Genomic DNA, 11,807 nt, shown 5'->3' on the forward strand with positions numbered 1-11,807 from the left:
GGGGGCCAAACAATAGAAGAACAGGACAATGGCACTCAGAACAAGGCGATCTGTTCATGGTAACACCTGCTCCGAGCGGTTTCGTGGTGATGCCCAGGCGCTGGGTAGTGGAGCGAACTCATGCCTGGAATGAGAGGGCTCGACGACTAATTATGCATCACGACCGGTTGTTCGCTGTGAGTGAGGCGTGGGTGTGGCTGGCCGAAGCGCGCATACTCGCGCGCCGACTCACGACATGATTTTGTCTACACCCTCCTACGACTCTCTGAAAAGTGAAAGCCGCCAGTCTCGCTTCCACACGAGAGGGTGGCAGCCATGCATGGGTGTGGAAGACCGGGGAGTCCTTGGTACCCAAAACCCGGCGCACTCGAAAGTGCCCCACGCATGGTCGCCATAACACGGATCTGCGGACATAAAACGCCAGCAGTCGCTGTTGAGCGCTGTACCAATGACTTTTCCAGACTTCCACATCCGGGTCGTTGAAACTGCAACGACCCACGCAGACTGCCCGATCAAATTCAGGGGTACAACCCGCCCAAAGGCGTTCCAGAGTTTCTAGGAAACCCCTTACAAAACAAAGCGAAAAATCGACTGCCAGCTCGCCGCAAAACTGCCATCTCGCTCATGCGCGGTCCCTGTAGCCGCTGCCGCAGGCTGCGATCGGTCGCGCAGCGGCCGCAATGGCGGCCACCAGGGCAATGGTTGGCGACGGCTTCGCCATCGAGCGCAGCCTGCGGCAGCGGCTACAGGAATCGGCAAGCGAGCGGGGTAATGATCCAAGTACTTGAAGCCGTTCAGATTTTTTAATCTTTACAGAGCGGTTGTAACTTCGCCGCAGATAGGTACAATGGCGCGGCTCGCCGTCAGGTGAGCGTCGTTATGGTGACCCCATTGGTCCCCTCGCAACGATCAGCCGTGAACCCGGTCAGGCCTGGAAGGGAGCAGCCGCAGCGGTGACATTGTGTGCCGGGGTGTGGCTGGTGGGGTTGCCTCCATAACGCCCTCTGTCGGTCCTCGACGAATATTCTGAATTCCCCCCTGTTTTACCTGATCTGGTCTCTCGCCGGTCGCTCGTTTCATTTCCCCAATCGTTCCTGCAATAACTGCGCAAACGCGTCCCGTGCGGTGTGGCGTTGTATTTCCTTGTTCCAGACAAAGCGAATGTCGATCGGCTGCAGGTCGGCGAAACGGTGGCGCGCCAGGCCCGCGGACAGGGTGTAGCGGTCGAGCACGCCTTCCGGGGCCAGGGTCATGCCGGCGCCGGCGCTGACGCAGTCGATAATGGTGCCCCAACTGGCGTAACCGATGATGGTCGCGGTCACGTCGTGGGCGTTCAGCCAATGCTCCAGGGCGCGGCGATAAGGGCAGCCGCCGGGCCACATGAACAGGGTCTGGTCTTGCAGGTCCCGCGGGTTCAGCACGGGCGCGGCGTTGGCGCTGGTAACCAGCACCAGGGGCTCGCTGTACAGGGCGGTGCGCTCCAGTTTCGGAGGGAGGGTGTCGACCGCGACCAGTGCGCCATCGATCCGGTGATGTTGCAGTTCCTCGAACAGCTGCGACCAGGTGCCGGTTACCAGCTCCAGGGTGACCTGTGGAAAGCGCTGATGGAATTCCGCCAGTAGGGGCGGCAAGCGCCCGCCGGCGCAGGATTCGATGGCGCCGATGCGCAGGATACCGCTGGGTTCGGCCTTGCGGTCGACCGCCCGTTTGGCCTCATCCACCAGGGCCAGGATGCGCTCGCTGTAGCCGAGAAAGATTTCCCCGTCCGGGCTGATTTTCAGCCCGCGGCCGGCACGGATAAACAGGCGGGCGCCCAACTCGCCTTCCAGTTGCTTGAGGCGGTTGGTGATGTTGGAGGGCACGCAATGCAGTTGTTCGGCCGCTCGGGCAATGCTGCCGGTGCGGGCGACCGCTTTCACCATTTTCAGTTGGCTCAGTTCCATTGCTCATTTCCAGTGAGGTCTGGTCTCAGTATCCGTTAATTGTGGTGAGTTGTGGCGGGCGGGAGACTGAAGGCCTTCCTTGTGCTGCCGAGTGCCTGTGTCTTGAACATCTCTCCTGCGTTGAAGCTGGTCCTGGCGACCGCCGCGGTCATTCTGTGTTGGGCCTACTCCCCGGTGGGTATTCATATTGGGCTGGAAGGCTACGAACCTGGCCATCTGGCGTTGCTGCGCTTTCTGATTGCTTCGCTGTTCATGGGGGGCATCGCCCTGGTGAAGAGAATCTCCCTGCCACGCTGGCGCGATCTGCCCTGGTTGCTGGTGCTGGGCTTTTTTGCCATCGCCCTGCATCACGTCAGCCTCAACTATGGCCAGCAGGGGTTGAGCGCGGGGGCATCCAGTGTGCTGGCGCAGTCGGCGCCGATCTTCAGCACCCTGATTGCGTTTTTCTGGTTGAGGGAGCCGGTCAGCGGTTGGCGCTGGGGGTGTGTCGGGCTGGGGTTGCTGGGGGCGGTCGTGGTGGTCTGGGGCGACCAGGGCGTGGCGTCGATCGAGCCCCGGGGATTACTGGTGCTGCTGGCGGCCTTCTCCTGGGGCTTGTACTTCGTTTTGCAGCGGCGCTATTCGGGGCGTTACGACCTGCTGACTACCGTGTGCTACATGGTCTGGGCCGGCACCTTGCTGTTGAGCCTGTATTGGCCGGGGCTGGCGGTCGCGGTGGTCCAGGCGCCGTGGCGGGTGAACCTGGCGGTGTTGCTGCTGGGGCTGTTTCCCAGTGCGCTGGCTTACCTGGCGTGGGCCTATGTGCTGGCGCGGGTCGAAGTCAGCCGGGCATCCATTGCCATGTACCTGATACCGCCGATCGCCATGCTGCTGGCGGCGCTGGTCCTGCATGAGCGGGTGCATGGCGCGGTGATCGTGGGCGCGGCGATCGTCCTCGGCAGTGTGATGGCGATGCAGCTGGAGGGGCGCTGGGCGCGGCGCCGCTCCGTGCTGCCGGGCTCTATCGGCACGGCTCCTGTTCACTCCGGGGTGAGGCAAAACACCCTGAGCCGATGCCCGTCCGGGTCCAGGGCGACGAAGGTGTAGCCGAAGTCCAGGGTGGTCGGGGCCTGGGCGATGTTCACGGCGGATTCGGCCCATTGGCCGTGCAGCAGGTCGACGGTCTGCTTATCGGCCACGGCCAGGGCCAGTTCGCCGCCACCGCCGGTGACTTGGGTGGCTGGTTCGACATCCTGTCTGGACCAGAGGCCGAGCTTGAGCCCCGAATCAAGAATGAACAGGGCAAAGGTCGGCGACAGCTCGACCGGTGGCCTGTCCAGCAGGCGGCTGTAAAAGTTGGCGCTGGTGGCGGGGCTGTCGACGTAAAGCAGAAGGTAAGTGCTGGTAGCGATCATCTGGACTCCTGGAGAGGTTGGGCTGCGCACACCAGCTTAAGGGGCGCCGCTGTCAGTTCCTGTCAGGAGTCATCTGGGGGAAATGAAGAGGAGGCAGGCTATCGGCTTCGATAGGGCTGCCTCCTCTGCGTGTTGCTCGGCTCTAAGGCTTGGACAAGGCCAGGTCTACCGCTGCTATCAGCTTTCCCAGGTCCTTCGGGGTGGCTTTGTGAATGACACCGAACAGATACGCCCGCTGTTCGTCTTCGTCGCCCAGATCTGCGAAAAAGGCTTTCAGCTTCACCCCGAGTACATCGGCCAGCAGGAACAGGGCTTCCACACTGGGGGTGTAGGTGCCGGTTTCGAAGCGGCTGATGGTTTTAGGGTCAAAACCGGTTTTTTCGCCTAGTTCAGCCTGAGTAAGCCCCGCTACCTTGCGGTAACGCCTGATGGCTGGACCCAAACTTGAAATTTGCATCGCTCAATTCCCATTTAGAATCAAGAACTTAACGATAAATCTTTGCATTAGGCAACGCCATGATTCATCACCTCGCCTTGCAAAATGTGATGCAATTCGTAGAATCGACGCTTCGGACAGGCATTTGGTGATCTAGTTTCAGAAGATGAACTGATGAAACAAGAACTCATTGCATTTTCCTTGTTCACCAGAATCGAGGGTATGGCGCAGGCGCGAACGTCTCGCTGATGATTGCCAGTGTCCCACCCGCCAAATTCGGCTGATCCCTGACTGATTTTAGTTGATCTTCGTCGATTCGAAGATCAATGACGGTGCGGGTCGCTGTACGGTTGCAATTGTGTCAGGTGGGGCGAGACGGTGCGCCATTTTTCTCGGTCGGCCTCTTGCCGGCTTGTCTGGGCTGGCATTGTCGAATGCTGTCTATGGAGTTTTAACGTGCGTCTGAATGTGCCGGTCACCTCTGTTCAGCAGATACCTTCGGAGCAGCAGCCTGAGCCTGCCTGGGTTTGCGAAGTGAGTGAGGATGAACGCCCAAACATCTCTTCCGGGCCTCGTGCCTTGGTCGAGCGGTTTAACCGCTAGCGACAGTGAGCCAGACTCATGGATGAGAAATACCGCAGGGCCGTGGATGCAGCCGCCATTTTTTCCGAGACCGACCTGACCGGCCGGATCACTTACGTCAACGACCAGTTCTGTTCGATTTCCGGCTACAGCCGTGAAGAGCTGCTGGGCGCCAATCACCGGATCCTCGGCTCCGGCCTGCACCCCCCCGAATTTTTCAGCACCATGTGGCGCACCATTGCCCTGGGCCAGGTCTGGAAGGGCGAGATCTGCAACCGGGCCAAGGATGGGACCTTGTATTGGGTCGACAGCACCATTGTGCCCTTGCTCGATGATGCCACTGGTCGGGTCCAGCGTTATGTGGCGATCCGTTTCGATATCAGCGAAAAACGGCGCTTGTTGCACTCGCTGCAATGGCGGGTCGGGCACGATGTGCTGACCGGTTTGCCCAACCGTTCCTTTCTGTCCGACCTGCTCAACCAGGCGCTGGACTACTCGCGCAAGGAGAACATTGCGCTGGCGGTGTGCATGCTCGATCTCGACGGCTTCAAGGCGGTCAACGATGGCTACGGGCATGCCAGCGGCGACCTGTTGCTGGTGGAGGTAGCGGCGCGCCTGCGCTCGATCATTCGCGGCGAAGACGTGGTGGCGCGGCTGGCTGGGGACGAGTTCGTGCTGATCCTGCGTCATGTGCGCGACATTCGCGAGTTGCGGGCGGCGCTGTACCGGGTGCTGGGGGTGATCGCCACCCCTTATCTGATCCAGGACAAGGAGATCAACGTCTGCGCCAGCATCGGCGTCACGCTGTTTCCCGCCGATAACGATGATGCCGACACCTTGCTGCGGCATGCCGACCAGGCGATGTACGTGGCCAAGCAGAGCGGGCGCAACCGCTTCCACTTGTTCGATGTGTCGCGGGACCGCGAGGTCAAGGCCACCCACCAGACCGTGGAGCGGGTCCGGCAGGCGCTGGCGGCCGGCGAGCTGTGCCTGCACTTTCAACCCAAGGTCAACATGCGCAGCGGCGAGGTGGTGGGTTTCGAGGCGTTGCTGCGTTGGCAGCATCCGCAGCGGGGCATGGTTGCGCCTCGGGAGTTCCTGCCGTTGGTGGAGGAGACCGACCTGATCGTCGATATCGGCGAGTGGGTGATGGAGCAGGTCATGGCCCAGTTGCGGCAATGGCAGTTGGCCGGACAGCGTTGGCCGGTCAGCGTCAATATCGCCGCGCGGCATTTCCAGCGGGGGGATTTCGTCGACCGGCTCAAGGCGGTGCTCGAGCGCCATCCGCAGATTGCCCCGCAGTTGCTGGACCTGGAAATCGTCGAGGCGGTGGCGGTGGAGAATCTCCAGCACGTCAGCGCTTGCCTCGAGGCCTGCCAGGCGCTGGGCGTGCAATTCTCCCTGGGGGATTTCGGCACCGGGCATTCGTCGCTGAGCTACCTCAAGCGCTTGCGCACCCAGACCATCAAGATCGACCGCATGTTCGTGCGCGACATGCTGCACGACAAGGGCGACCTGGCGCTGACCCAGGCCCTGATCGGCCTGGCCCGGGCATTTGACCGGCAGGTGGTAGCCGAAGGCCTGGAAACCATGGAGCACGGCGAGTTGCTGATGTCGCTGGGCTGCGACGTGGCGCAAGGCTATTTCATCGCCCCGCCCATGCCGGCCAGCGAGGTGCCGGGCTGGGTGGCGACCTTCCTGCCGCCGCTGGAATGGTGTCCGCAGGACGAAGCCGGCTGACAGCTACGGCGCCCCATAGCTTTGCGGGGCGCTCTCGGTCGGCCTGTGGCCGGTGTACAAACCGATGATGTCGTCGATCTCTCCTGACATCTTCATGCGCAACAAGGTGCGCAGCACTCGTTGCACCGGTAGTGCCGGATCGTTGCGGATGACGCAGCCGACCGCCTGTTCCTGCAGGACGGCCACGCCATGCAACTGCTGGTCGGGTGGCAGGGTCTGATTGAACCAATCCAGCGTCCATTGGTTGCTCACCGCGTAGCGGTAGCGGCCGGCCCAGAGCTTGTGCAGCACCTGTTCCTGGTTGCGCGCGTCGTCGCGGATCAACTGGCGGCTGTCGAACAAGGGTTGCAGGGAAGGGTAGGTGTAGCTGAGGACGGTGCCGATGGGCTGCATCGGTAGCTCCCCGGGAATGACCGGGAGCGGGGGACGCTCGTGGCTGACCAGCAGGTCGCGCTGGACGAACAGCGGGATGCTCCAGATGTAATCGCCGGACGGGTTGGGCAGCCAGGGTTGGGCGACATAGCAGCGGACATCGATTTCCTTGTGGTCCATGGCTGCCTGCACGCGGGCCCGGGCCAGGACATGGAACTCGGCCGGGTTGCCGACCTGGGTGGCGAGGCTGGCCATCAGGTCGTGGAGAATGCCCTGGGTGGGCCGGCCACGTTCGATCTGTACCACGGGCATGGCCCAGCTGTCGGGGATCGAGAAGCGCAGGGCCGGTTCTGCGGCAAAACCATTCATGGCAACCAGCAGAAAGGCGCCCAAGGCTAAACGCATAGAGTCTCCACGCAGGAAAAGGCCGCTGACGAGCCCGACAAAAAGCAGCTTAGCCAGATTAGACGAGCGCACCGGATGCAATTTCGCCCTTGCTCCGCTAGCATTACGGGCTTCCGCTTCCCAGTTGCGACGGTTTTCGATGAGTTATCAGGTTCTTGCACGTAAATGGCGTCCGCGCTCGTTTCGCGAAATGGTCGGCCAGACCCATGTGCTCAAGGCTCTGATCAATGCCTTGGACAGTCAGCGGCTGCACCATGCCTATCTGTTTACCGGCACCCGCGGGGTGGGCAAGACCACCATCGCGCGGATTATTGCCAAATGCCTGAACTGTGAAACAGGCATTACTTCCACGCCCTGCGGCACCTGCTCGGTATGCCGCGAGATCGACGAAGGGCGTTTCGTCGACCTGATCGAGATCGACGCCGCGAGCCGGACCAAGGTCGAGGACACGCGCGAGCTGCTGGACAACGTGCAGTACGCCCCGAGCCGCGGGCGCTTCAAGGTCTACCTGATCGACGAAGTGCACATGCTGTCCAGCCACTCGTTCAACGCCTTGTTGAAGACCCTGGAAGAGCCGCCGCCCTACGTCAAATTCATTCTGGCGACCACCGACCCGCAGAAACTTCCAGCAACGATTCTTTCGCGCTGCCTGCAGTTCTCCCTGAAGAACATGACCCCGGAGCGAGTGGTCGAGCACCTGACTCACGTGCTGGGTGTCGAGAACGTGCCGTTCGAAGACGACGCGCTGTGGCTGTTGGGCCGCGCCGCCGACGGTTCGATGCGCGATGCCATGAGCCTCACCGACCAGGCCATCGCCTTCGGTGAAGGCAAGGTCATGGCCGCCGATGTGCGGGCGATGCTCGGTACCCTCGATCACGGCCAGGTCTACGACGTCCTGCATGCGCTGATCGACGGCGATGCCAAGGCCTTGCTGGAGGCCGTGCGCCACCTGGCCGAACAGGGCCCGGACTGGAATGGCGTGCTGTCGGAGATTCTCAATGTCCTGCACCGCGTGGCCATTGCCCAGGCGTTGCCGGACGGTGTCGACAACGGGCATGGCGACCGCGACCGGGTGCTGGCTTTGGCCCAGGCGTTGCCAGCCGAAGATGTGCAGTTCTATTACCAGATGGGCCTGATCGGCCGGCGCGACTTGCCGCTGGCGCCGGACCCGCGCGGTGGTTTCGAGATGGTCCTGCTGCGGATGCTGGCCTTCCGGCCAGCGGACTCGGCAGACGCGCCGAGACAACCGCTAAAGCCAGTGGGGATCAGCCAGGCCACAGTTGATTCCGCCCAATCCGTGGCTGGCGCAGCCGTTGCTGCGCCGGTAGTTGCCGCCGCGCCGGTTGTGGCGCCGGTGGTCGAGGCCACTCCCGTGGCGGCACCTGTCGCGGCCCCGGTTGCAACGCCCGCACCTGTTTCTGCAGCGCCGGTGGCGCCTGCACCGCAACCGGTGGTCGAGACGCCGCCAGAGGCAGCGCCTGTTGTCGCCGAAGAGGTGGTCGACCTGCCGTGGAACGATCCGGTCGAACCGGTCGTCGCGCAGCAACCGGCCGTCGAGCCCGTGCTGGAGACCGCTGCGCAGCAGCCTGAGCTGACTCCGATGCCGACCCCGACCCCGGACAGCGTGGTGCCGGATGCGCCGGAATGGGTCAGCGCCCCGGTGCCGGAGCCCAGCGTTGCCGAGGTCGATGCCGCGACACCGGGTATCGACCTGGACGACGAGCCGCCGCTGGACGAAGACTACATCGAGCCAGACATGGATTCGGCCTACAGCTACCTGGACGAACTGGCCAGCGAGCACGCCGCCGATCCCGAGCCGGAACCCGAGCCGTTGCCAGCCGCCCAACCGGCCACCGGCCTGGCGCTGGAGTGGCTGGAGCTGTTCCCGAAGCTGCCGATTTCCGGGATGACGGCGAGCATCGCCGCCAACTGCACCTTGATCGCCGCCGAGGGCGACAACTGGTTGCTGCACCTGGACCCGGCCCACAGCGCCCTGTTCAACGCCACCCAGCAGCGGCGCCTGAACGATGCCCTGAACCAGTACCACCAGCGCACGCTGACGGTGAGCATCGAGCTGATCAAGCCCGAGCAGGAGACCCCGGCCCAGGCCGCGTCGCGCCGCCGGGCCAATCGCCAGCGCGAGGCCGAGGAGTCGATCCACGGCGATCCGTTCATCCAGCAGATGGTGCGGGAGTTCGGCGCGGTGGTCCGTCACGATACTATTGAACCTGTCGAGGCCCTGGTCAGCCAGGGTTAATAACTGAAGGGCGCCGGGCCTTGAGGCCGGGCGCTGTTTTTATCCAAGTACTTTGAGGTGATTCCCATGATGAAAGGTGGCATGGCCGGCCTGATGAAGCAGGCGCAGCAGATGCAGGAAAAGATGGCCAAGATGCAGGAAGAGCTGGCCAACGCCGAAGTCACCGGCAAGGCGGGTGGCGATATGGTCACCGTGGTCATGACCGGTCGTCACGACATCAAGCGCGTGAGCATCGACCCAAGCCTGCTGGAAGGCGTCAGCGAAGATGACCGCGAAGTGCTGGAAGATCTGTTCGCCGCCGCCGTCAACGACGCCGTGCGCAAGATCGAAGCCAACAGCCAGGACAAGATGTCCGGCGTGACCGCTGGCATGCAACTGCCACCGGGTATGAAACTGCCGTTCTGATTCGCGCCCGCGCATCGGTCGGACTTGAAAATGCCAGGCATCGCGCCTGGCATTTTTGTTTGTGGCGCCTGTAGCCGCTGCCGCAGGCTGCGATCGAGCGCGCAGCGGTCGTCATTCAGGCGATGGGGTCTGGCTGGATGATTGCGGTTGCCGTGCAATCGATCGCAGCCTGCGACAGCGGCTACGGGATGAGAAACATCGAACGCCGATCGCAGTACGATGGTCTGCACTCTGTATGGCCCGATTCAATTCTCGATAAGGAGTTGCTCTGATGTCGCAAGCATTGACCCTCAACCAGCGCATTGTTCTGGCCTCCCGGCCCCAGGGCGCGCCCGTGCCGGAAAACTTCCGCCTGGAGCGGGTAGCGCTGCCGGACCTGGCGGATGGCCAGGTGCTGCTCAAGACCCTTTACCTGTCGCTGGACCCTTATATGCGCGGGCGCATGAGTGATGCGCCGTCCTACGCCGCCCCGGTGCAAATCAACGAAGTGATGACCGGCGGCGCAGTCAGCCGGGTCGAGCGCTCGCTGAATCCGAAATTCCAGGAGGGCGACCTGGTGGTGGGCGCCACCGGATGGCAGAGCCACAGTATTTGCGACGGGCGTAACCTGATACCGGTGCCGGCGGGTTTGCCCAGCCCTTCGATGGCCCTGGGCGTGCTGGGTATGCCGGGCATGACCGCCTACATGGGCCTGATGGACATCGGCCAGCCCAAGGCCGGGGAAACCCTGGTGGTGGCCGCGGCGTCGGGCGCCGTGGGCTCGGTGGTGGGGCAGGTGGCCAAGATCAAGGGGCTGCGGGTGATCGGTGTGGCGGGCGGTGCCGACAAGTGCCGCTATGTGGTCGAGGAACTGGGGTTCGATGCCTGTATCGACCACCACAGCCCGGACTTTGCCGACGAACTGGCGCAGGCCTGCTCCGAGGGCGTGGACATCTACTTTGAAAACGTCGGTGGCAAGGTGTTCGATGCGGTGCTGCCGTTGCTCAACCCCAAGGCGCGGATTCCGCTGTGCGGGCTGATCGCCCAGTACAACGCTCAGGAGTTGCCGCCAGGACCTGACCGCCTGCCACTGTTGCAGCGCCAGCTGTTGACCAAGCGCGTGCGCATCCAGGGGTTTATCGTGTTCGACGACTACGGCGATCGGCAGCCGGAGTTTGTCAGCGCCATGGCGCCCTGGGTGCTGCAAGGCAAGGTCAAGTTCAAGGAGGATGTGGTCGACGGCCTGGAGCACGCACCGTAAGCCTTCATCGGGCTGCTGGAAGGGCGCAACTTCGGCAAGCTGGTGGTGCGGGTCGCCCCGGACTGAGCATTTGACGCTAATCGGAGGCGCGGGTATAAACCGCGTCTCGTCGTTTTGTCGGACCTTTACCCATGAGCTTCAGCCCCCTGATTCGCCAACTGATCGATGCCCTGCGCACTTTGCCGGGCGTGGGTCAGAAAACCGCCCAGCGCATGGCCTTGCAGCTGCTGGAGCGCGACCGCAGCGGCGGTACGCGATTGGCCCAGGCGCTGAGCCAGGCCATGGAGGGCGTCGGCCACTGCCGCCTGTGCCGTACCCTGACCGAGGACGACCTGTGCCCGCAATGCGCCGATCCACGGCGCGACGACACGCTGCTGTGCGTGGTCGAGGGGCCGATGGATGTCTACGCGGTGGAGCAGACCGGTTACCGCGGTCGCTACTTCGTGCTCAAGGGCCACCTGTCGCCGCTCGACGGCCTGGGCCCGGAAGCCATCGGCATCCCCCAGCTGCTGGCGCGAATCGAAGAGCAAGGCAGTTTCACCGAGGTGATTCTGGCCACCAACCCGACGGTGGAAGGCGAGGCAACCGCCCATTACATCGCCCAGCTGTTGACCAACAAAGGCCTGATCACCTCGCGTATCGCCCATGGCGTGCCCCTGGGCGGCGAGCTGGAACTGGTGGACGGTGGCACCCTGGCGCACTCGTTTGCCGGGCGCAAGCCGATCGCGCTGTAAGTGTTTCGGCTGCGAGCAAAAAACTACTGTAGGAGATTCTATGTCTACCCCACCGTATCGACCGTAGGTCGATACGGCTGTTGGGTCTTCATCAGAGCGAAGGCAATACGGGCTAATTTACGCGCAAGGATGATCAGCGCTTCTGTTCGCTTCAGACCGCGCTGCAGGTATTGCTGATAGCGGGATTGCCAAGCCTTGGTCCTGCTTGCCGCCATGGCGGCGTTGTAAAGCAAGCGTCGGGTTTCCGAGTCGCCTTGCTTGCTCAGCTTGCGTCGACCGTTGTAACGCCCCGACTCCTT

The 11,807-nt window shown here is 62.8% G+C and carries 10 protein-coding genes, 1 other RNA gene and 2 pseudogenes; 8 read left to right on the plus strand and 5 right to left on the minus strand.

What is annotated here, in order from left to right:
• Both CRO75_RS31490 and ffs read left to right on the plus strand, forming a co-directional pair.
• Positions 1 to 239 (plus strand): annotated as a pseudogene (locus CRO75_RS31490) (IS5/IS1182 family transposase); the annotation flags it as partial.
• A gap of 650 nt (positions 240 to 889) precedes the next feature.
• Positions 890 to 986, plus strand: an RNA gene (ffs, locus tag CRO75_RS31495) — signal recognition particle sRNA small type.
• Positions 987 to 1,076: 90 nt separating this feature from the next.
• Here ffs and CRO75_RS31500 read toward each other — a convergent pair.
• Positions 1,077 to 1,943, minus strand: a complete 867-nt coding sequence (locus tag CRO75_RS31500; RefSeq protein WP_097140510.1) for a LysR family transcriptional regulator — start codon at positions 1,941 to 1,943, stop codon at positions 1,077 to 1,079.
• A 102-nt stretch (positions 1,944 to 2,045) separates the two neighbouring features.
• Between CRO75_RS31500 and CRO75_RS31505 the strand changes: the two genes are divergently transcribed.
• Positions 2,046 to 3,029, plus strand: a complete 984-nt coding sequence (locus CRO75_RS31505) for a DMT family transporter (RefSeq protein WP_097140512.1) — start codon at positions 2,046 to 2,048, stop codon at positions 3,027 to 3,029.
• On the opposite strand, the gene CRO75_RS31510 is transcribed toward CRO75_RS31505, so the two are convergent.
• Positions 2,963 to 3,337 (minus strand): VOC family protein, encoded by a 375-nt coding sequence (locus CRO75_RS31510; protein ID WP_097140514.1) that lies wholly within the window; start codon positions 3,335 to 3,337, stop codon positions 2,963 to 2,965. The two genes, CRO75_RS31505 and CRO75_RS31510, sit on opposite strands and share 67 nt — an antisense overlap.
• 142 nt (positions 3,338 to 3,479) lie before the next feature.
• Positions 3,480 to 3,794 carry a helix-turn-helix transcriptional regulator gene (locus CRO75_RS31515; RefSeq protein ID WP_007922376.1) on the minus strand — a complete coding sequence of 105 codons (315 nt, stop codon included), beginning with the start codon at positions 3,792 to 3,794 and terminating at the stop codon, positions 3,480 to 3,482.
• Between the two features lie 600 nt (positions 3,795 to 4,394).
• Between CRO75_RS31515 and CRO75_RS31520 the strand changes: the two genes are divergently transcribed.
• A complete protein-coding gene (locus tag CRO75_RS31520; RefSeq protein ID WP_097140517.1) occupies positions 4,395 to 6,095 on the plus strand; it encodes an EAL domain-containing protein in 1,701 nt (566 codons plus the stop codon).
• 3 nt (positions 6,096 to 6,098) lie between these two features.
• On the opposite strand, the gene CRO75_RS31525 is transcribed toward CRO75_RS31520, so the two are convergent.
• Entirely contained in the window at positions 6,099 to 6,872 is a 774-nt protein-coding gene (locus CRO75_RS31525) for an amino acid ABC transporter substrate-binding protein (protein ID WP_097140519.1), read from the minus strand.
• A gap of 139 nt (positions 6,873 to 7,011) precedes the next feature.
• Between CRO75_RS31525 and dnaX the strand changes: the two genes are divergently transcribed.
• The 4 genes and pseudogenes from dnaX (at position 7,012) to recR (ending at position 11,508) form a co-directional block, all read left to right on the plus strand.
• Complete coding sequence (dnaX, locus tag CRO75_RS31530; RefSeq protein ID WP_097140521.1) at positions 7,012 to 9,129, plus strand: DNA polymerase III subunit gamma/tau; 2,118 nt, start codon at positions 7,012 to 7,014, stop codon at positions 9,127 to 9,129.
• A gap of 66 nt (positions 9,130 to 9,195) precedes the next feature.
• Positions 9,196 to 9,534, plus strand: coding sequence for a YbaB/EbfC family nucleoid-associated protein (locus tag CRO75_RS31535; protein WP_007922383.1), 339 nt, complete (start codon positions 9,196 to 9,198; stop codon positions 9,532 to 9,534).
• A 271-nt stretch (positions 9,535 to 9,805) separates the two neighbouring features.
• Positions 9,806 to 10,840 (plus strand): annotated as a pseudogene (locus CRO75_RS31540) (NADP-dependent oxidoreductase).
• A 65-nt stretch (positions 10,841 to 10,905) separates the two neighbouring features.
• Positions 10,906 to 11,508, plus strand: a complete 603-nt coding sequence (gene recR, locus CRO75_RS31545) for a recombination mediator RecR (protein ID WP_007922386.1) — start codon at positions 10,906 to 10,908, stop codon at positions 11,506 to 11,508.
• A 44-nt stretch (positions 11,509 to 11,552) separates the two neighbouring features.
• Here the strand turns inward: recR and CRO75_RS31550 are convergent.
• Positions 11,553 to 11,807 (minus strand): transposase (locus CRO75_RS31550; protein ID WP_143504268.1); only part of this gene is annotated, 255 nt, incomplete at its 5' end.

Origin of the sequence: Pseudomonas sp. LAMO17WK12:I10 (genome assembly GCF_900215185.1) — a bacterium.
Taxonomy (GTDB): domain Bacteria; phylum Pseudomonadota; class Gammaproteobacteria; order Pseudomonadales; family Pseudomonadaceae; genus Aquipseudomonas; species Aquipseudomonas chlororaphis.